This window comes from Paenibacillus pabuli NBRC 13638 (assembly GCF_001514495.1).
Lineage (GTDB): Bacteria > Bacillota > Bacilli > Paenibacillales > Paenibacillaceae > Paenibacillus > Paenibacillus pabuli.
Genome location: NZ_BCNM01000005.1, coordinates 43,491 through 63,900 on the forward strand (window position 1 = coordinate 43,491; position 20,410 = coordinate 63,900).

At 49.1% G+C, this 20,410-nt stretch carries 15 protein-coding genes; 6 read left to right on the top strand and 9 right to left on the bottom strand.

From position 1 onward, the window contains the following. Positions 1 to 207 precede the first annotated feature (207 nt). The 5 genes from PPA03S_RS08720 to PPA03S_RS08740 all read right to left on the bottom strand — a co-directional run bounded on the left by PPA03S_RS08720 (position 208) and on the right by PPA03S_RS08740 (position 7,167). On the bottom strand, positions 208 to 3,294 hold the full coding sequence (locus PPA03S_RS08720) for a cellulose binding domain-containing protein (RefSeq protein ID WP_062321869.1): 3,087 nt from the start codon (positions 3,292 to 3,294) through the stop codon (positions 208 to 210). 375 nt (positions 3,295 to 3,669) lie between these two features. Beyond that, entirely contained in the window at positions 3,670 to 4,566 is an 897-nt protein-coding gene (locus PPA03S_RS08725) for an SMP-30/gluconolactonase/LRE family protein (RefSeq protein WP_062321871.1), read from the bottom strand. 15 nt (positions 4,567 to 4,581) lie between these two features. Further along, positions 4,582 to 5,244 carry an SGNH/GDSL hydrolase family protein gene (locus tag PPA03S_RS08730; protein ID WP_062321873.1) on the bottom strand — a complete coding sequence of 221 codons (663 nt, stop codon included), beginning with the start codon at positions 5,242 to 5,244 and terminating at the stop codon, positions 4,582 to 4,584. Positions 5,245 to 5,343: 99 nt separating this feature from the next. Then, entirely contained in the window at positions 5,344 to 6,132 is a 789-nt protein-coding gene (locus PPA03S_RS08735; RefSeq protein ID WP_082704058.1) for an alpha/beta hydrolase, read from the bottom strand. A gap of 201 nt (positions 6,133 to 6,333) precedes the next feature. Then, on the bottom strand, positions 6,334 to 7,167 hold the full coding sequence (locus PPA03S_RS08740; protein ID WP_062321875.1) for an AraC family transcriptional regulator: 834 nt from the start codon (positions 7,165 to 7,167) through the stop codon (positions 6,334 to 6,336). A 133-nt stretch (positions 7,168 to 7,300) separates the two neighbouring features. Here PPA03S_RS08740 and PPA03S_RS08745 point away from each other — a divergent pair, with 133 nt between their 5' ends. The 3 genes from PPA03S_RS08745 (at position 7,301) to PPA03S_RS08755 (ending at position 11,406) form a co-directional block, all read left to right on the top strand. Next, entirely contained in the window at positions 7,301 to 9,328 is a 2,028-nt protein-coding gene (locus PPA03S_RS08745) for a beta-galactosidase (RefSeq protein ID WP_062321877.1), read from the top strand. A gap of 406 nt (positions 9,329 to 9,734) precedes the next feature. After that, positions 9,735 to 10,706, top strand: a complete 972-nt coding sequence (locus PPA03S_RS08750; RefSeq protein ID WP_062321879.1) for a helix-turn-helix transcriptional regulator — start codon at positions 9,735 to 9,737, stop codon at positions 10,704 to 10,706. Between the two features lie 19 nt (positions 10,707 to 10,725). Continuing rightward, positions 10,726 to 11,406 carry an AlkZ-related protein gene (locus PPA03S_RS08755; protein ID WP_062321881.1) on the top strand — a complete coding sequence of 227 codons (681 nt, stop codon included), beginning with the start codon at positions 10,726 to 10,728 and terminating at the stop codon, positions 11,404 to 11,406. A gap of 77 nt (positions 11,407 to 11,483) precedes the next feature. Here PPA03S_RS08755 and PPA03S_RS08760 read toward each other — a convergent pair whose 3' ends face one another. Both PPA03S_RS08760 and PPA03S_RS08765 read right to left on the bottom strand, forming a co-directional pair. Further along, positions 11,484 to 12,998 carry a UxaA family hydrolase gene (locus tag PPA03S_RS08760; RefSeq protein ID WP_062321883.1) on the bottom strand — a complete coding sequence of 505 codons (1,515 nt, stop codon included), beginning with the start codon at positions 12,996 to 12,998 and terminating at the stop codon, positions 11,484 to 11,486. Then, positions 12,998 to 14,512 carry a tagaturonate reductase gene (locus PPA03S_RS08765; RefSeq protein ID WP_062321885.1) on the bottom strand — a complete coding sequence of 505 codons (1,515 nt, stop codon included), beginning with the start codon at positions 14,510 to 14,512 and terminating at the stop codon, positions 12,998 to 13,000. The genes PPA03S_RS08760 and PPA03S_RS08765 overlap by 1 nt, the downstream gene beginning before the upstream one ends. Before the next feature lie 202 nt (positions 14,513 to 14,714). On the opposite strand from PPA03S_RS08765, the gene PPA03S_RS08770 reads away from it, so the two are divergent. The 3 genes from PPA03S_RS08770 (at position 14,715) to PPA03S_RS08780 (ending at position 18,417) form a co-directional block, all read left to right on the top strand. Beyond that, positions 14,715 to 15,596 (top strand): helix-turn-helix domain-containing protein, encoded by an 882-nt coding sequence (locus PPA03S_RS08770; protein ID WP_062321887.1) that lies wholly within the window; start codon positions 14,715 to 14,717, stop codon positions 15,594 to 15,596. 137 nt (positions 15,597 to 15,733) lie between these two features. After that, positions 15,734 to 17,722: an elongation factor G gene (locus PPA03S_RS08775; RefSeq protein ID WP_062321889.1), complete on the top strand. Its 1,989-nt coding sequence runs from the start codon at positions 15,734 to 15,736 to the stop codon at positions 17,720 to 17,722. 17 nt (positions 17,723 to 17,739) lie between these two features. Beyond that, entirely contained in the window at positions 17,740 to 18,417 is a 678-nt protein-coding gene (locus tag PPA03S_RS08780; RefSeq protein ID WP_062321891.1) for a tetratricopeptide repeat protein, read from the top strand. Positions 18,418 to 18,592: 175 nt separating this feature from the next. Here PPA03S_RS08780 and PPA03S_RS08785 read toward each other — a convergent pair whose 3' ends face one another. Further along, positions 18,593 to 19,648: a phosphotransferase gene (locus PPA03S_RS08785; RefSeq protein WP_062321893.1), complete on the bottom strand. Its 1,056-nt coding sequence runs from the start codon at positions 19,646 to 19,648 to the stop codon at positions 18,593 to 18,595. A gap of 122 nt (positions 19,649 to 19,770) precedes the next feature. Beyond that, positions 19,771 to 20,397 (bottom strand): GDSL-type esterase/lipase family protein, encoded by a 627-nt coding sequence (locus tag PPA03S_RS08790; RefSeq protein ID WP_062321895.1) that lies wholly within the window; start codon positions 20,395 to 20,397, stop codon positions 19,771 to 19,773. Positions 20,398 to 20,410: the final 13 nt, after the last annotated feature.

A 20,410-nucleotide genomic window follows, 5' to 3' on the forward strand; every position in this document is an offset into this window, starting at 1 on the left:
TCCGATAGAATGGCCCCGTGTTAACGGTTACATTAATTTTAAAGTTTTGTACTCCTTGTTATATCTCAAAACGAACGTATAATCAATGGAAACTATCCTTAGTGTACACTACATTTCGACAAAATAAGAAGCCTTGGACCGCCATGAATCAGGTTGGCGAACCAGGACTTCTTATCTATGCTTGTGGTAAGATTACCCGATCTTCATTTAAGGTTCGATTCCCCATTGAAGACTCCCGGCAATGTGACCCGTTACCTTGGTCCAGTCGGCATAGGATGTTTCAGTTGGAGCAAACGAATAATCATCCGTCTGAGTGTAGTTGGTCCAGTCATTTTTGGAGAAGCGGGCTTGAATTTCAGTACTTTGCCCTACTGCCAGTGAACCGGCTGAAGATTTGAATCCGATCTCCAACACATGATCCGCCCCGGTTACCGGGGTCGACAGCATACTAAACGTACCTGTAACATTTTCATTTCCGGCTGTTGCCCAGTCACAGAAAAAGTTCTGAGCCTGAGCGCCATTGATTGTATAGTAGTAACGAATTGTGATGTCGGAAAGTTGAAGAGCCGTAGTTCCTGTATTCGTTAACTTGAACTTGGGATTAATGGAGTTCCCCGTTGCCGCAGTCGTTCCGTTAAACATCTCAATCCGAATGGTGCCCTCTGGCACAGCGGTGGTGTCTATGATGGTCAGATTCAGGATGGCATCATTGCCTGCACTGAAATGGAATGTTAACGCTGCACTTCCTTTGGGCAAAGATGCCAGGTACGTTTTGCTGATCATCACCTGATTGCCTGATAGAGTGTAGTCCGTACCTGCAACCAGCGTCGAAGTGCCATTACGTATACTACCAAGCGTGTTGCCGTTCAGCGTCAACGTTACAGGGATATTGGACTGGTTGCCAGTGTTTTTGTCAAACTCCGCATTCACTGGTGTAATCGCCGAACTGGTTACCGGAGTTGTACCTCCTCCACCTTCCCCACCGCCATTGTTTCCGCCAATACGGTCACCATATAGAATGCCTCGTCCATTCGTACCCAGGTACACTCTTCCATACAAACGTGGATCACCTGTAATGGTGGTCACGCGCGCATATTGATGCTGATCATCATTAATCCGCACCCAATTCGCTCCACCGTCATCGGAACGGAAAAATCCGCGTGTGCCGTCAATCTGTGCAATCGTATATAGTGCAGCCACGTTCTGTCCAGGTGCCGCTTTGCCAAAACCGATGCTGTCCGCTTCCTCTACATTGACCAGCCTGGTAAAGGTCGCTCCTGAATCGGTGGAATGCCAAAGACCGTATGGTCCTCCATCTTCGCTCCCACCTGCAAACCAAAGCTCACCTTCATTACCCGGAACAGCATCCAGATCCGCGTTGCCTTCTATCGGAAGCCCGGTAGCCGCCGATGCAGTGAATGATGCACCGCCATCGGTGCTGACATAGATTTTACCAGCAGCGAATCCATAGAATTTGTTTGGATTTACCCGGTCAGAGATCACTTTTGCCTGTGCGGGTATACCTGAACTCGCCGTCCATGAATTGCCGCCCATTGAATAATGAACACCTTTGTCTGACGTGCTCCATACCAGTCGGTTACCATTCGCAGAGATGGCTACTGTGCCTCCTCCTGCTGTGCCTGCTGGCTCTGCATTGGCTTTATACCACGTTGTACCTCCATCGCTGGATAAACCTATGGACTTGGCATTCGGATCTGCAGTGTAATCGGCTTTACCTACACGAACCATGGTGTTTGGACTCAACTCTGCAAAATCCAGGCTTTCCGTAGAGGCATAGTTGGGACTCGTAAACATCGTTGCTGGTGCCTGATCCAGATCATTATGGCGGAATCCGGAGATATCCCCTAGCCCGCTTAACAAATGTGCCCCGCTAGGTGGACTGATCAGATCCATGACCAAAGTCTCTTCGATTCCTTTAGCCATCACCGAAATATCGATGTTGTTCCCTTCATCCCAGTCTGTAAGATTTTCGGTTCCGTAAATGGTTGCACCCGTCCCATACATCATACGGTCGGAGTCAAACGGATCAATCTCCAGATCTCCAATCATCCAGCCCAATTTGGGCGAAATTTCAGGTGGTGCAGGGGTCACCCCGAACGTCAGCCAAGGAGCGGCCGAGATATCCTGTGTATACCGCATTTTGCGATTTGGATATCCTTCGAATTCCCAGATGCGGGTCCAGGTAGCTCCACCGTCCGTACTGCGGAAGAGATTTGCATCAGGCCACCAAGAATTGAGGGTTGCCACCATTAATGTACCCGGATGCTGTGCATCTACAGCCAATCCGCCATATCCAAAATAATTATCCGAGCTGCTGCTGGGTACTGGACTAATGTTGGTCCATACCCCTGTAGACGTATTTAATTTCCACAGCTCTCCCTTTGTACCATCATAAGGGCCTGCACCATTGCTGTACGAGATATAAAGACTTCCATCGGAATCCAACTCCCCGTGATGCGGCAAATAACCTGTAGGCTGTCCAGCGACCGCTGACCAAGTGGCTCCTCCGTTCGTACTGCGGTATATACTTTGATTTTTGTCGGCTACCCCGACATAGATGGTCTGTGTTGCCTGCCCAGCGGAGCCTGTTGATTTGTCAAAAGTGATCCACGAGAGGCCTACGATGTCACTCGTATACTCATTCGAAGGGTCCTCCACGTACGTTCCTGGATTCGGGAAGCTCGTTACTTTATTCCAGGTTACACCATAATCCGTACTTTTCCAGAGTCCATTGCCACTACGTGCACCAAAATACAAAATGCTATTTTGGTTTGGATCAACAGCCAGGCGTTCCCCCATGGAGCGCCCCGGCATGTTGCCGCCCACTTTGAACGGAAGAGTCGTTGTCTGCCAAGTATCACCACGGTCTGTAGAACGCAGGATGGAGCCGTTATTTTGGTCCCATGAATTCGTGTAGGTGCCAACAGCCATATACACCCGATTCGGATCAACCGGATCTGTTGCCAGCGCATCAATACCGTTTTTGTTCCAGTCATCCCAACCGACAAAATCGGTGAGCGGGGTCCAGCTCTCATTCACAGGATTCCAGCGATAGGCTCCCCCGATATCCGTTCGGGCATAGATTAGATCTTTTTCAGATTCATTGAAAATGATACCCGGCACAAAGCCGCCTCCACCCCCGGTCACAACATTTTTCCACTGGTATGTGTCACTTGGTGCAGCATCGGTTGTTCCGGCGAGTACTCCCAGTGAAACAGCTGCAACGACAACTGTCAGGCTCATGACTCGCAATGTCCCCAAAAACGTTTTCATAGTTACTTAGCCTCCTCTTCAATTTGCTCTTCGCATCCGATCTAATCCTGCTGTGTCCTCATGCTGATAAGTGCAGTCTCAGATATTTAATGCATGGGTCCAGGCAACCAGTACCACCTCCTCTCCAAAAACTAAAACGCTTTCATAAATATTTGATCACCGCCACTATCTGGATAATACTCTCAATATTTAACATTCGATGGCATTTAAAAAACACCTTCTGCCTGAATTTCATTCCTGTACTTTTTTTTGAAGTTTCACCTCTTAATGAACAACAAGAAAGGATGCCGTCATAAACAGCATCCTTTCTTGCTAGGTTATATTAAAATGAGTGCTCTTTCCTGATAATCCAGCGTGATTGGCACGGACAGATGTTTACTTCATGTCCGCTTGCGTGCCACTACCAAACGCGTACGTCCGCTGCCCTTTCACACCTGGTCTGACTACAAATAGAGAACCCGCATCAGGCGTCTCCGCCAGCCGCTCTTCATTAATGCCAGTTCGGGCAGTCGTAATATACAAGTCCTCCAAATCGGGTCCCCCGAAGCAGCAGGAGGTCACCTGGTCTGCGGGCACTTCGATCTGCTGCAGCAGTTCTGCTGTATGGGGGTTCCAGCGAGTGACTCTTCCTCCGCCCCAGTGGGCAACCCATAACATTCCCTCACTGTCTACGGTCATGCCATCCGGGAAACCGAAATCCTCCGGTATAGCAATAACACTTGTCCGATTCGTTATTTCTCCAGCAGCCAGATCAAAATCAAAACGGTCAATGGATCGTGTCGGCGTATCAATATAATACATCTTCTGTTGATCAGGACTCCAGCCCAAGCCATTGGACGTGGAAACATTCCTGAACATCGTTCGAACAGGCTGCCCTTCCTCCAGGCAATAAAATGCCCCCGCTTTGCTTTCGTTTTTCAGACTCATCGTACCTGCCCAGAAACGTCCAAGAGCATCACATTTCCCGTCATTGAACCGGTTGTTGTCCTTGCCTTTCTCCGGATCTTCAATGGGCTGTAAGTCTCCTGTGAGCAGGTTATACGTGTGGAAGCCACTGCGCAGTGCAACGACAACCTCGTCACCGTGGTAGGGCACAACCGCCCCTACATGTTCGCCAACATCATAAGTCCGATCCTCTCCTGTAGCCGGAACGTATACATGGACCTTGTAGCTTTCAATATCCACCCATAATAATCGATGGTGTTCAGCATCCCAGCTTGGACCTTCGCCCAGCAGTGCCGGGGTATGTACTGCAATGTTCAAGTTGCTCATGCCATCACGTCCTTTTTAAGATTTTACGCCGCCCGACCATTCAAAACCCACAGCATCCAAAAACGCTTTGGACAGGATCATGTGACCTGTTGCATCCGGATGAACGCGGTCATAAGTCAGCACGGACGTATAGAAATGATCCCAGAATGGAGTGAACGCAGCCTGTGTATCCACGAATATGGCATCAAATTCAGCGGCTACTCTGCGAACAGCTTCACCGTAGATATCCATGGTTGCGCGCATCGGATCTTCCGGATTGGCTTCCAGATAATAAGGACTCATCAGGACAAGTCCTTTTAGTCCAGGACGAACAGAAGCAACCAGATCACGCAATGTGGACTCGTACTCTTCCAGGAAAACCTGTGTATCTGTGGACAACGGATTGTCAAATTGACGCCATACATCATTAATCCCAATCATGATGGTCAGCCAGTCCGGTTTGAGATCAAGCACATCACGGTCCCAGCGCTGCTTCAAATCACGAATTGTATTACCACTAATACCCACATTCTGAATCCGCAGCATCAATTCCGGGTAGGTGGATCGCAGCAATGCATATACTTGTGCAACATAGCCATGACCGAGGCCAGAACTTCCTTCCCCAATAGGATGTGCACGGCCGCAATCTGTGATCGAATCTCCAATAAAGAGCAGCTTGTCATTTTTTTGCAGTTTCATTGTCGTTTTCTCCTTCGCTCTATCAAGCGTTAAAATAGATGGGTTCACTCGTATTCCTATTTCAGATCAGGAAAGTCAGGAACGCTGCCTGTTGCCGTGTTACCAGCCCTGATTCTTAAGCCAAGTCAGGCACAGGTCAGACCAGGCCCTTACGGCATGGTTATCCTCTGCCAATCCCAGACCATGTGAACCTTTTTCAAATACATGCAGATCATAGGGAATACCGTGTGCCCCCAGCGCGAGTGCATAACGCAAACTATTCTCCACAGGTACTGCCTCGTCGTCACTTGTATGCCAGATAAATGCTTCTGGGGCGTCGGCTTTCACCTGCTGCTCTGCACTAAAGGCCTTAATCTGATCGGCAGACACGTTCGCCCCCAACAGATTTTCACGGGAACCGGCATGTCCATATGATTCCATTGTAATCACCGGATAACAGAGAATAACCCGATCCGGGCGCGAACTCTCCCGTTCAATCGGATCTTCATGGTCTGGTTGACCCTTGTCATACAAGGTGCCCAGCGTGGCAGTAAGATGTCCGCCTGCTGAGAAACCAAGCACAGCAATTTTGGAAGGCAGAATTCCGTACTCCTCGGCATGAGCCCGTACATAACGGATCGCTCGTTGACCATCTGCCATGGGTGCGGGATGTTGGTGCGGAGCCACTCGATATTTCAGCACAAATGCGCTGATACCCGCCCGGTTGAGCAATTCAGCGATTGGAGCTCCTTCATGATCTGCCAGAAATCCGTAGCCCCCGCCCGGGCATACAATGACAGCGCTATCGGAACCGGGTTGAATAAATGGAATCAGATGAGGCATCTCGTCCTCATGGCCTTGGGCTGCATAAGGTGCAGCATGGTTCCACAATGGTATGGTTGGTGTCAAATGTAATCATCCTCTCTAAAATAGAACGGATACGTTGATCCGTACAGTCACTTTCCAATCTAAGGAATCGATACCATCATAACGGGAAGCACCCTTGCGCATCAATACCTTCCTGGTATCACTTTTTGTTCAATTTGTAACAGGTTACACGGAATCTACATGCTGGAAAGTGTTTTTAGCACATTTGTAACGTCTCAATGATTAATATAATCTTCGATACTGCTCAGGGGTTACACCCTCAATCCGCCGAAATGTAGCAACGAAATGACTTGCATCCCGAAAACCAACCTTTGCAGCCGTTTCCTTGACGGTCAGCTTGCTGTCTCCAGTCATCCATTCTTTTGATTTGCGAATACGAAGGAGGAGGAAGTAGTTGTAAGCGGTCATCCCAAAGGATTGTTTGAAAAGAGTATTCAGATGTCTGGGGGTAATGTCTGGTATGGCGGCCATCTGCTCCAGACCGATGTCTGGATCGGCATAGTGTTCATTCATAAATGAAATTAACGGAGCCAGCCGTTCCACGGCATGGGAGATCGAAGAACGACTGCCCGTCATGCCATGTTTTTTAAGCAAAATTAGAAATCGGTACATGTCCGCTGACGCTTCCAAACCGGATAAATCCTGGTCACTGCTGATGGAACCCAACACTTCCCTGCCATAGTATTCAAGCGGACTCTCTGGGTCCCACTGGTGAAGGGCTGCCTCCCCCATACCAAGTGATTCAGTAATGGCCGGGCACTGGGAGCCTCCAAATGTAATGTAAAGTGTCTCCCACTCCCCTTGCGAGCGTACATACTCATGCGGCTCATTCGGCGGCAGCAAAATGCCAGATGACTCTCCGAGAACTACAGTTGAACCTGCAAATCTGAACTCTCCGGCTCCCTTCACTGACTGAAGCCAGTGATAACAAGGATATCCGGCAGGTCTGTACACATTCTCCTGCTTGCCGTTATATCCTATACTCTCGATATAGAGCGGAAGCGGCTGATCCCGTGGGGTCATAAAATAGCGACGATGATCGGGTGTGATGAGCATTGGGATTCTCTCCTTTGAACAAAAGCCAAAATTATAGTTCCATATTCTTATATGTTTCATTACTTTTCTTATATTTTAAAAGTCATATCCATCATATAGTATAGAATTATTCTTATACAAGAGGTGAACACATTTGATTAGTAGCAAGCTACCCAAAATGTTCTACGGGGGCGACTATAACCCTGAACAATGGGATCACGAGACCCATCTTGAAGACCTGCGCATGTTCAAATTGGCAGGGATTGATATTGCGACGATTAACGTATTTTCATGGGCACTGATTCAGCCTGATGAAGTCACTTATAATTTTGAAGGACTGGACCAACTCATTAATAGTCTTTATGAAAGCGGTGTATACATCTGCCTTGCGACGAGTACTGCTGCCCATCCAGCATGGATGGCTAAGAGATACCCCGATGTACTGCGTGTCGATGCGGATGGACGCAAACGCAAATTCGGTGGACGGCATAATTCTTGTCCGAACAGCCCAACCTACCGCAAATACTCCGAGAAGATTGCAGACAAGCTGGCGGAACGTTACAAGGATCATCCGGCTGTGCTTGTATGGCATATCTCCAACGAATATGGCGGCGACTGCTACTGCGATAACTGCGAGAAAGCGTTCCGCGTGTACCTGAAAGAACGGTATCAGACTTTGGATCATCTTAACAAAGCATGGAACACCAATTTCTGGGGCCATACCTTTTACGACTGGGATGAGATCGTACTGCCAAGTAACCTGAGCGAGCACTGGGGAAACAACAATTCTACGTTCCAGGGCATTTCGCTTGACTACTCCCGGTTCAACTCGGACAGCATGCTTGACTGTTACCGTCTGGAATATGATGCAATCAAGAAACATATCCCGGATTCGGTCGTTACGACCAATCTGATGGGATTCTTCAAACAGCTCGACTATTTCAAGTGGGCCAAATATATGGATATCGTCTCCTGGGACAGCTATCCAGGTCTTGCGACTCCGGTAAGCTTCACAGCGATGGCTCATGATCTGATGCGTGGACTGAAGGACGGTCAACCTTTCATGCTCATGGAGCAGACTCCAAGCCAGCAGAACTGGCAGCCTTATAACTCATTGAAACGTCCCGGCGTCATGCGTCTGTGGAGTTACCAGTCCGTCGCCCATGGCGCGGATACAATCATGTTCTTCCAGCTTCGCCGTTCTGTCGGCGCCTGCGAGAAATATCACGGTGCAGTCATTGAACATGTCGGACATGAGAATACACGAGTATTCCGTGAAGTCGCAGAGCTGGGCAAGGAATTGCAGCTGCTTGGTGATAAAACCCTGGATGCTGCTGTTGAAGCCAAAGTGGCGATTGTGTTTGACTGGGACAACTGGTGGGCAATCGAGAAATCCAGCGGGCCTACCGTTGCGCTGAACTATGTGGACCAGATTCACAAATACTACGCTGCCTTCTTCCGCCGCAACATTCAGGTGGACATCGTTAGTGTGGATACCGATATCAGCAAATACGACATCGTGCTCGCTCCGGTACTCTATATGGTTAAACCAGGCTTTGCGGCCAAACTGGAGAAGTTCGTTGAAGCAGGTGGTACATTCCTGACAACCTTCTTCAGTGGTATCGTCAATGAGAGTGACCTCGTAACAACCGGTGGTTATCCTGGCGAACTTCGCAAACTGCTCGGGATCTGGGTCGAAGAAATTGATGCCCTGCTGCCTGAGCAAAGAAACCGTATTGTCATGAAAGAGGCTTATGGCGATCTTCAAGGAGACTATGGTTGCGGCATGTTGTGTGACTTGCTGCACAGTGAAGGTGCAGAGATCATTGCCGAATATGGAGACGACTTCTACAAAGGCATGCCTGTGGTAACCCGTAACACATTTGGTCAAGGTGAAGCCTGGTATGTAGCTTCCGATCCGGAAGATCGATTCCTGGACAGCTTGCTGGGCCAACTGGCTGCAGCCAAAAATATTGCTTCTCTTCTGGATACGCCGGAAGGTGTTGAAGTGACTGCTCGTACCAAGGATGGACAACAGTACCTGTTCGTCATGAATCACAACGCCACCACAAAATCCTATGATCTGGGTAATGCTGAGGCTCATGATTTGCTCACGGATCAGACCCTTTCAGGCATGATCGCAATTGAAGGCCGCGGTGTGCATCTGCTCGAAATGAAATAATTTTTTTGAGAATCGGATGATACAACATGTTACATGCCCATCGCATTGAACCCTGTTTCCGGCTCAAATGAGTCTAAATAGTTAAAATTTTAACTATTTGAGGTTTAACCTCTTTCAATCTGCTACTTCCCGTATCCGTCTAGACCGGATACGGGTTTTTGTCATTATTTGTGAGGTCCCCTGATAGAAGGAAATACTGCGAAGCAAAGCGAATTGGACGAGACACACAATTTAACGACGCCCCGCCGGAAAAAGGAAGCTATCTCCCAATAAGCAGATGAGCAATGAATTAAATCATATGCTGCAAAAATTGGTGACAACCAAGATGTCACTTATACCCTGCTACAATGGGAGTTGTAATCCAGCATCCTCTCCGGCGGCGCACCCTCGAAACGGAGTGGCTGACATGAATAGAACAAATCGGCTTGCCGCCATCGTTATGGCTTTGCAGCACGGTCACGAAACGGCACATTCCCTTGCAGAAAAATTTGAGGTTTCCCGCCGTACCATCCTGCGGGATATCCAATCCCTCTCCGAGATGAGTGTACCGATCATTGCCATCTCCGGTCCCGGAGGCGGCTTCAGACTTATGGATGGGTATGTACTGCCCCCACTGCAATTAGATCCGGTTGAAGCAGCTACTCTCATCTTTGCTCTTGAAGGCATAAGCCATTATGCAGACACCCCTTTTCAAGAGAAGCGCTGGACATTAATGGACAAAATCAAAAGCCTTATACCGGATGATGTCAAAGCAAGAATTGATCCCATGCTTAAGCAACTGAAACATGATGTTCCCGAGCGGAATTATATCCTCCATCATCTGGAACCCCTTCTGGCTTGTATCCCGGACCAGGGGTGGTTGCATATCTTATACCGCTCTGCTTCCCGTCAGCGATGGCTTACGATCTGTCCTATTCGAATCTATGCTTCTGCCGGTTTCTGGTACTGTGAAGCGTATTCGAAGGAGCATCGTGAACAGCGCCTGTTCAGGGCTGACCGCATTCTGGACATCAAGCCGGTTGGGCTATCCGAATCACAAAAGCTGGCGGAACAAGCGGAACAACAGCGCAGCAAACCGAAATCGCCCGAGCGCTCTCCGACGCGCGTTACAGCACGTCTGAGTTACAGTGGAATGATCGAGGCGGAACAGGACAAGCATATTGGTGAATTGCTGACCGAGATTGCCCCGGACGTCTGGGAGTTATCCTTCCTCTGTCCTCCCGGTGAATGGGCATGGGCCATACAATTTTTTTACCGTTTGGGACGTGAAGCAGAAGTACTTGAACCCGAGGATCTGCGGCACGAGATTCGTCAACATGCCGAGGAAGTATGTCAGATGTATCTGGCTTCCAACCATAATCGTTGCAGCACACTTTAAAAGGAGATCACCAAAATCCATGATGAACGAACCCATCGTAACTTATGAAGAAGCTGTGCAGCGAATACAGGCAGTGGGACTGCTCCCTCTGGCCCCCTTGTTCCCTGAATACCCTTCAATGTCGTCCATAACGCCTAAAGAGAACTGGCACCAGGACAATGAACTGGATCCCTGGTTGTGGCGTTCCCGGCTGGCTGAAGAAGGTGTAGCTGCCTACGGCAAATTTGTCAAAAAGAAAGCCATTCTAGTTTCACGTGAATATTACCCATGGGTGCACCGTCTGTTAGCAGATCCCAGAGTGATGGAAGAACAATATGATGCAGGGTTGATCTCTCGAGAAGCCTTCAAATTATACGAGATCATTGAGGAACAAGAGGGGATTGATGGACGGGCATTACGCTCAGAGGCAGGTTTTGGAGCCAAAGAAGACAAAAAAACGTTTGATCAGGGGTTGCTGGATCTCCAGAGTATGGGCGCCATTGTGATCTGTGGAACCAAGGAGAAAGAAGGCCTTGATGAAGGCAAGGTTGCATGGAACAGCTCCGCTTATGAGACCTCAGGCTACTGGATGAAACGTCAGGGCATTGAGCCGTTCGAGGGTAGTGTCGCAGACGCGAGCGAACGGCTGCTGCATCAATTGGAGAAACACACTTCTGCTGCCGCATTGGCCAAAATCCAAAAAGCCTTTAGGATGAATTGAGTAAAATGCATGGATACAGCACAAATCCCGGCAGCCGCAAAGGGCACCGGGATTTGTGCTGTAACAACGAATCATACTTACAGAATGACTCCATCCTTGAAAATCGCGATCTCACGAAATCCATGCTGCTCGCTGAGCGTATGCGCCCGGCCTGATGCAATATCAATCAGCTGGCTGAACAGCTGGATCTTGACATCTTCCATCGACCGGCCTTCGAGCAGTTGACCTGCGTTAAAATCAATCCAGTGCTTTTTCCGGTTCGCCAGGTCCGATTGAGTCGCGATCTTGACCGTAGGAACCGGGCCTCCAAACGGCGTCCCGCGGCCAGTCGTAAAGAGCACAATATGTGCACCCGCTGCAGACAGTGCTGTAACAGACACCAGATCGTTCCCAGGGGCTTCCACAATGTTCAGACCGGTTTGCGTGACACGTTTGCCATAACGGAGAACATCAACTACAGAAGACCGCCCTCCCTTTTGGGTACATCCCAATGACTTTTCCTCCAGCGTCGTAATCCCCCCCGCTTTGTTTCCAGGGGAAGGATTCTCATATATATTCTGACCGTGGTTCACGAAGTATTGTTTAAACCCATTGACCAGGTCTACCAAATCATTAAATACCTGCTCATTGGCCGCCCGATTCATCAGAATGGTCTCTGCACCGAACATCTCGGGAACTTCGGTCAATATGGCGGTTCCTCCAGCGGCAACCAGCATATCCGCTACGGAGCCAACGAGTGGATTCGCCGTAATTCCCGACAGACCATCCGAACCACCGCATTTTAATCCAATTTTGAGCTTGCTCAGGGGCAGGGGCTGACGCTGTTCATGTTCGGCAAGCTCCACCAGTTCTTCCATTAGGCGCAGACCTTCTTCAAGCTCATCATCTGTTTCCTGCGCTTTGAGAAAACGAACTTTCCCCTGATACTCCGGTGCGATACATTCACGGAACTGATCTACCTGATTATTTTCACATCCCAGCCCAATAACCAGCACACCGCCGGCATTCGGGTGTTCCACCAGGGAAGCCAGCACCTGCTGCGTATACTTAAGGTCATCTCCCAGCTGTGAGCAACCGAACGGGTGCGGGAAATGATACACGCCATCGACCCTGCTCCCGAACTGGGACTGCCCCATGCGAGCCAATGCTTCACATACTTTATTAATGCAGCCGACCGTATTGACAATCCAGATCTCATTACGGATGCCTGCTTCACCGTTAGGACGCAGATATCCATCAAAAGAGCGCAGCTGTTCCGGAGGCATGTCCGTCTGAACAGGCGCTCCAGGCTGATACTGATATTCAAGTAAACCATGAAGTCCTGTCTTGAGATTGTGACTGTGAATCCAGCTCCCCTGCTCAATCTGCTCTTTGGCTATCCCAATGGAAAAACCGTATTTCATCACGTCCTCGCCCGGTGCGAGGGTATGAATAGCTATTTTATGGCCTTTGGGCACATCGTCTCTTAGTGTAAAAGTAGTCCGGTCTGGCAGGGTGATGCTTTCCCCTTTTACATAATCCCGAAGGGCTATAATGACATCATCCTGCGGTTGAATCGCAATCCAGTCATTGGTTGTACGTGTTGTGTTCATCAACTCTCACCTTCCAGCATACCAATTTCGTGAACGAGTGCTTCGCGAAGCCCCTCTCGATCATCCAGATTCTCTCCCCAGATCGATGCATCAGACAATACGGCAGCTACGCTGTGGTCTAATTGCTGCTTATCCCTCTTCAGAGGATCATAACTATCCCAATGCTTGGCGAGTGCAGCCAATACATCCACATCATCCCGGAGCAGGACGGACTCACCGTTCAATCGCTGTCCCCTATAACCGTCTGGCGTGTTCATCGGACGATAAAGACACAATAATCCCGCAAATCCTTTTACAAGCCGTGCAGGCCAGTTCCCCTGGTTTTGTTCATAGGCCAGGAGTGTTGGCAGCACACGAACCTTGAACTTTCCTACTGTATTTAACGCAATATCCTGCAGCTTGTGATCAATATACGGATTGAGGAAACGTTCAAACACTTCTTCTGCGTACTGATCCAGATCAAGGTCCGGCATATCCAGGACAGGCACGATCTCCTCATGTACCGCTTCCCTAATCCACGAGCCAAACTGCGGGTCTTCCATCGTCTCTCTCACATGCTGCTTGCCATGCAGAATGCCGAGCGATGACATCAGGGTATGTGCCCCATTCAGAATACGAACCTTGCGCAGCTGAAAAGGTTTCAGATCCCTGACCCAGTGTACGTTGAGTCCCGACTGTTTCAGGGGAAGTTTCTTGTCCAGAGCCTCATCTGCCTGAATGGCCCAGAAATGATATGGTTCTGCCGTATTGATCAGCTGATCCTCGTATCCCCAGCGATTGGTCAGGGCGTCGGCTTCTTCCGTGGTCGGCGCACCCGTGACAATCCGGTCGACCAGATTGTTCAGGAACAGGTTATGGTTCTCGATCCATGAACGGAAACCCTCCGAATAACCGAAATCTTCACTATGCCGCAAGACACAGCTGCGCAGTACATCTCCATTGCCTTCGAGCAACTCACACGGCAGGTGAATCAATCCTCTGGATGGGTCCCCATCAAATCGCAGGTAACGCTGATGCAGGAAAACGGTCAGTTTACCCGGAAATGATTGTACCGGCTCATCTTGGATGTACTCTGAATACGTATATTTCAATCCGGACTCGGTTGTATTGGAGATGACAAACTCCAGGGAAGGCAGTTCCGCAAGCTTCAGAAAATCCTGCCATTCCTCGTACGGGTTAATACACGTTGAAAAAATAGAGATTAATTCCGTTCGTTCCACCGCTTTCCCCTCGGAAAGACCTCGGGTAATCATCGTATATAACCCGTCCTGATCACGAATCTGTTCCAGCTTTGCCTTTCCACCTGGCCGAGGCTGTGTGACAGCAACACTGCCATGGAATTTGCCTTGTCTGGCACTCTCATGAAGCATCCAGTCTGCAAACCCACGCAAAAAGTTGCCTTCCCCAATCTGAAGTACCTTTACCGGGCGTTCCATCACTTCTTTGCATCTGCGCTGACTATCACTTCCAAGCAGATTCAGCTTCAGCCTTGGTCGTTTCGTGCTCGCCGACATGAACACTCACCTCATCTTTTTATTTGTCATTATCAGATGTCTGACTGCATACTACACAGCCGCTACACTTCCATTGAAAACGCTTTAAATTCATTGTATCATCAATAAAAGGGAATTTAATTGCTTATATTGCGGTAAATGTACTCTTTCATGACTAGATATATCCATCTTTTCTGTGACCACTGTTTTGAAAGGAGATCGAATGGAACGTTTACCCGTTCGTACGACCATTCAGGCGGACTCGGGGATTCCCTTTCGTCTGGTGTATGCAGATACCAAGTCCCCTCAGAACGAGTTGCCGGATCATCTTCATGACTGGCATGAAATTATTTATGTTTATCGGGGGCAGGGTACTATTTTCATTGATACCGGGCTTGAAGATATGCAGGAGGGCGATTTGTTTATCATTCCGGGCAGCACGGTACATCGTGCACTGCCAGATGCCGGAAATCCGGTGACTTCGTCTGCTTTGTTCTTCAGTCCAGGGTTACTGGCATCTACAGCGGGAGGCAGCGCGTCAGCCATGCTCTCTCTATTTGAACGCTGCCGCAAACGCAGAGTGTACAAGAGACATCTGGAGGGCAAAGAACGATCCCAGGTTGCTGAGCTTATTGAAGACATCCATGCAGAATTCAAGCTGGAACATCACTTGAGTGCCCACGCAGCTCTGCTGCGATTGCAGCTGCTGCTTATTTTTCTGGAGCGGCTGGAGTCAGCTGGTCCGGCCAGTCCGGCCAGGAGCGTCCCTGGGCCAGGCTGGCTCTCCTCTACGCTGACTCATATTGATGAAGAGCTGCGCAAGGGTTTTTCCTTGCCAGAGCTGGCACGGCAAGCAGCGGTATCCCCTGCTCATTTCAGCCGTGCATTCAAAAGGTATACTGGCATGACCCTAACTGACTATACATTGGCCCGCCGGGTCATTATGGCGAAAGAACATCTGCTTCGAAACGATGAGACCATGGCCGTCGTTGCCGATGCCTGCGGCTTCGAGAGCTTGCCCCATTTTTATCGGCAATTTAAGAAACTGACAGGAACCACACCTGCTGCTTATCGTAAAACCATGAAAACGCAGGATCCATATTGAAGTATCATGACCTCCTGAAATGTAGAGATTTGTCTGAGTGTAACATATTCTTCCATACTATTCGTGTGATATGATATAATACTGAACTACAATGTCGGAAACGTTGCGTTTCTGCTGCCAGAGGAGCCCTACATCCCATGTTAAACGAAATGAATCGCAGAAATATCGGCATCTTCGCTCACGTCGATGCAGGAAAAACAACCACGACGGAGCATATGTTATTTCATAGCGGTGTCGTCCGCAGTCCAGGTCGGGTAGACGATGGAACAACAGCAACGGACTCTTTGGATATTGAAAAGGAACGAGGTATTTCCGTACAAGCTGCTATGACTTCTTTAATCTGGAAAGATACCATTATTGATCTCATTGACACTCCGGGTCATATCGATTTCATCTCTGAAGTCGAGCGATCCCTGCGTGTTATGGACGGAGCCATTCTAATTGTGTCTGCCGTGGAGGGAGTTCAATCCCAGAGCGAGACCATCTGGCATGCTCTCCGCTCCCTTGGAATTCCTACCTTAATCTATATCAACAAAATGGATCGGGTTGGCGCTTCTGCTGAAACGGTTATTGAACAGATCCGCTCCAGCCTCTCTCCCTTCATATGTGAAGTCCAGACTAGCCGTATGAACGAAGAGGTGTTTACTGGCATTGACTCTCTATGGAACGCGAGCCAAGCGCGGTTAACAGACTCTCCTTCATCTGTACCTGGCCTTTTTGAATTACTTGCCGAATTTAACGAAGATCTGATGGAATCCTATATTAATGGTGAATCCCCTCCTGCTCATTTGCTAGAAGAAACGTTTCGCAAACATGTGCATCAAGGCGAAATGTTCCCCATTTGTTATGGCGCTTCCGGCAGAGGAATTGGCGTAACTGAACTCCTGGATGCCATCATTGAATTTCTTCCTCCGCCTGCACAGCCTCAAGAACCTTCGGTATCCGGTGTTGTATTCAAGATTGAACGGGACAAAACGATGGGCCGTACCGCCTATGTACGCATGTATGGTGGCAGCGTCTATAATCGGGATACCATTTATAACTCCACTCGGGAGCTGGAAGAGAAGGTAACACAGATCCGTCGAATGGACGGTCGGAAATGGGCGGATACAGGTGCTGTACATGCCGGGCAAATCGCTGCTCTGTATGGACTCAGTGAAACACATGTTGGTGACATTATCGGCAGCCCCAAAGGTGTGCCCCCTATGCCACAGATGGCTGTTCCCTTGTTGACCGTGCAGGTACATGGTAAAGACATGGCACGTTACCCCGACCTTGTAGCGGCATTACAGGAGTTGACGGATGAAGATCCCCTGCTCGATCTGCAATGGTTGCCTGAAGAAAGGGAACTGCATCTCAAAGTGATGGGTACCATTCAGCTTGAGATTCTGTCCAGCTTGCTGATGAGCCGTTTCGGACTGGATGTCGCATTCGACCCGCCGTCCGTCATCTACAAGGAAACTCCTCGATCTTCGGGAGAAGGATACATTGCGTATACGATGCCCAAGCCCTGCTGGGCCATTCTTCGATTCAGTATTGAGCCTTTGCCACGTGGCAGTGGTCTGATCTACTCATCCACGGTCCGGACGGATCACCTCCTGCTTCGTTATCAGAATGAAGTCGAACGCCGTATTCCCGAAGCATTGTCTCAGGGTTTGCTGGGATGGGAAGTGACTGACCTGCGCATTACGTTAATTGAAGGAGAGCATCATGTATGGCATACCCATCCCCTGGATTTCGTTGTGGCCACGCCGATGGGGATTATGGACGGGTTGGCAAGCACAGGCACAACCCTGCTGGAACCCATTCTGAAATTCAGGTTAACGGTCCCCGAAGAGTATGGTGGCAAAGCGCTCAGTGATCTGGTACATATGCGGGCAACTTTCGAAGCTCCAATCATCGGATCCGGACGTTGCATCGTTGAAGGGCTTATGCCTCTGGCAACCTCCATGGATTATCCGGTGAAACTCCGTTCAGAGACAAGTGGACGCGGGGTGCTGACCACTTCTTTTGCCGGGTACCAGGATTGTCCATCGGATGCGACTCATGCACGGAAACGCAGAGGGGTTAATCCACTGGACCAATCCAAGTATATTTTAAGTGTTCGAAATGCGATTACATCATAAATGGAGTTGACTCTGTCGTGCTGATTAAATTTCTAATCTTTGGCCTGCTATGGCGGATTGTAGGCAATCCGATCGTGGCTGTCCTTATTTTCCTCATTATTCTATATTTCCTGGATCGTCGCTATGTTGGAGTGATGCCAAGCTTTATGAAGCCACTCAAGCGTATGCGTAATATCTCACGGCTCCGGCAGCAGCTTGCCATGAGTCCGAATGAAGTCTCCTCCAAGCTGGAATTGGCTCGCCTGTTGATTGAACGCAAACGTTATAGCGAAGCTCATGCCTTGCTGCTGGAACTGGAGCGTCCTTACGAGCAATCTGCCGAATACTGGGAGGCGCTGGGCACAACTGAACTTCATCTGGGTCATACGGAAGAGGGTGAGCGTCATATTTTGCAGGCACTGGATATTAATCCAAGAGTGAAGTATGGACGGCCTTATCTGACACTTGCAGGTGCATTCAAAGAAACTCACCGGGACAAATCTCTAGCGTACGTTCAGCAATTTCAGGAGATTCATTCCTCATCCAGTGAAGCGTATTATCTGCTAGGTTCGGTGTATCGCTCCCTTGGGCGTGCTGCTGACGCAAAACAAGCCTATGAACAATCCTTGAACGTGTATCGCTCCCTGCCAAAATATAAGAAGCGCCAGGAACGTCGCTGGGCTGTACGCAGCTGGTTCCGCAAACGTGGACTGTAAGACTGCCTGGTTACTTCATTATGCAATTGGATTGAATGTGGTGAATCTGAAAAGTACATATCCATTCATTTTTGACAAACGATTTACCAAATAAAAAGTGCACGGGCTCTGTCTCAAGACAGAAACCGTGCACTTTTTTACAGATTGAAAATTCATTCCGATTCTTATCATTTCACTAGATCAGCAGCCCTCGCAGACGTTCCTCATTAATCTTCATCCAGTCTACCCGTTCTCTCAACTTCCTGATCTGCTGCACTGCAACTTCAGGTTCATCTGTACCTTCAACCATTCGACTGATAAAATGCATCACGACATCCAGACTTCGAAGCAGAATCAGCTCCGGAATCACGCTCAGTTCTTCTGGTTCCAGGCTGACCCGTAGTCTGAATCCTTGAATCAGGCCCTCTAGCGCTGCCCACATCCATGCCTGCTCCTTGTCCATCGTCAGAAGGTCGGACATGGGAACCGCCAGCTCCATCACCCGCAGATCCCATGTAGCAAATTCAAAATCCAATATAGCACATATGTGACCCTGTGAATCTGCCAACACATTCGATGCATTCAGATCCCCATGTACCAGTTGATGCGGCAGAGCTTCCATCCCTCGGAGCGCATCAAACAAGTCTGGCAGCACATCCTTCAATTGCTGCAAGTCATCCGCACACGTCGACAGCATATCCGGGGGAGATGTACATAGTTGTAACAGTTTCTCTGGTGAACAGAGCGGGTAAGCCTCCTGAATCCGATAGTAAGGCGGATAGACGGGTTCCAGCGATAAGACGAGGCGTGCCATAGCGGAAGACAGGGTGCCCGCCGCCTGACCCAATTCAATCAGCTGATCAGGTGTATTCCAGACCGGGTTATGACCTTCACGATAATGGAATAACGCCACTATTTTGGTACGGTTCGTGAGGCGATCCTGCACGGCCAGAAATGTTTGATCCTTTGGGTCAGGAAGGCTCACGGGGGTCGGCACATCAAGCTCAAAGCCTGAACACGACAATGCTGACAGCACCTCATGTTCAAAAGCAATTTTTATTCGATCATTATGCGTTTCATACTGCCTAAGCACATAGCACTCTTGGTCAATCTCCACCATAAAGGTAGAGTTGTTCATGCCTCCTTTTCCGCGCTGAGCCTTCCAGTTGTGCTTGAATCCATAGGTGAATAAAACGTCGGAGATGAGCTGCTGTTCAATCTCATTTAGGGAACCTGAATCGATGTTGTGCACCAAAAATAACTCCTTTATCTCACGAAATGCAACCTCTATATGTCCCCATCTTAACGGATATGTCTCTTTCGGTCTAGTACGGTTTCCACGTTATATTCACCCTACACTCCACGCCGCACGGATCAGGCAAATGGATGGTATCCAGTACGATTCAGCTGCTCGGCAATCACTCGATATCCTCTTGCATTGGGATGAACCCTGTCCCAGAATAACAGTTCCCGTTCACGTCCCTCAAACCGGTCATAGACCTGAGCACAGGCATAGTTTCCCGATCCCGCACCATTCAAAAAAGAATTATACTGCCTCACCCAATAAGCAGCTTCCGCTGCTTGCGGATACGGGTTGTACAACCCAATCGTACGGATCATATATACATGGCCTCCTTTCAACTGCCGGATGTGCTTCATGATCTGGGATACGTTATTCCGAGTATCGCCCAGCACCTGTGTCATTTTACTCGCATTCGGAATCCCGCCACTTGCTTTGAATATACGGATCAGATCGTTCCCGCCGATCGACAACGTAATAATATCCGCTTCACGCAGCGATTGCCGTACTCTTGGATTGCCGGATATCATGTGCAGCATTTCCCCTGAGGTCAGTCCATTCACTCCCAGATTGTCCATGGATACAAACGAGCGCACATTCATTTCCGCCATTCTCCGATATAAAGGAACAAAGCCGGTGCCCAGCAGCGCTCCTGTACCTACCGTTAATGAATCTCCTATAGCCACATATCGATATACCATCCCGCCGCCCCTC

Excerpts from the sequence above, each read along its gene's own strand:
- PPA03S_RS08720 (WP_062321869.1), bottom strand. The coding sequence starts at position 3,294 with ATGAAAACGTTTTTGGGGACATTGCGAGTCATGAGCCTGACAGTTGTC.
- PPA03S_RS08725 (WP_062321871.1), bottom strand. The coding sequence starts at position 4,566 with ATGAGCAACTTGAACATTGCAGTACATACCCCGGCACTGCTGGGCGAA.
- PPA03S_RS08730 (WP_062321873.1), bottom strand. The coding sequence starts at position 5,244 with ATGAAACTGCAAAAAAATGACAAGCTGCTCTTTATTGGAGATTCGATC.
- PPA03S_RS08740 (WP_062321875.1), bottom strand. The coding sequence starts at position 7,167 with ATGCTCATCACACCCGATCATCGTCGCTATTTTATGACCCCACGGGAT.
- PPA03S_RS08750 (WP_062321879.1), top strand. The coding sequence starts at position 9,735 with ATGAATAGAACAAATCGGCTTGCCGCCATCGTTATGGCTTTGCAGCAC.
- PPA03S_RS08755 (WP_062321881.1), top strand. The coding sequence starts at position 10,726 with ATGATGAACGAACCCATCGTAACTTATGAAGAAGCTGTGCAGCGAATA.
- PPA03S_RS08760 (WP_062321883.1), bottom strand. The coding sequence starts at position 12,998 with ATGAACACAACACGTACAACCAATGACTGGATTGCGATTCAACCGCAG.
- PPA03S_RS08765 (WP_062321885.1), bottom strand. The coding sequence starts at position 14,512 with ATGTCGGCGAGCACGAAACGACCAAGGCTGAAGCTGAATCTGCTTGGA.
- PPA03S_RS08770 (WP_062321887.1), top strand. The coding sequence starts at position 14,715 with ATGGAACGTTTACCCGTTCGTACGACCATTCAGGCGGACTCGGGGATT.
- PPA03S_RS08775 (WP_062321889.1), top strand. The coding sequence starts at position 15,734 with ATGTTAAACGAAATGAATCGCAGAAATATCGGCATCTTCGCTCACGTC.
- PPA03S_RS08790 (WP_062321895.1), bottom strand. The coding sequence starts at position 20,397 with ATGGTATATCGATATGTGGCTATAGGAGATTCATTAACGGTAGGTACA.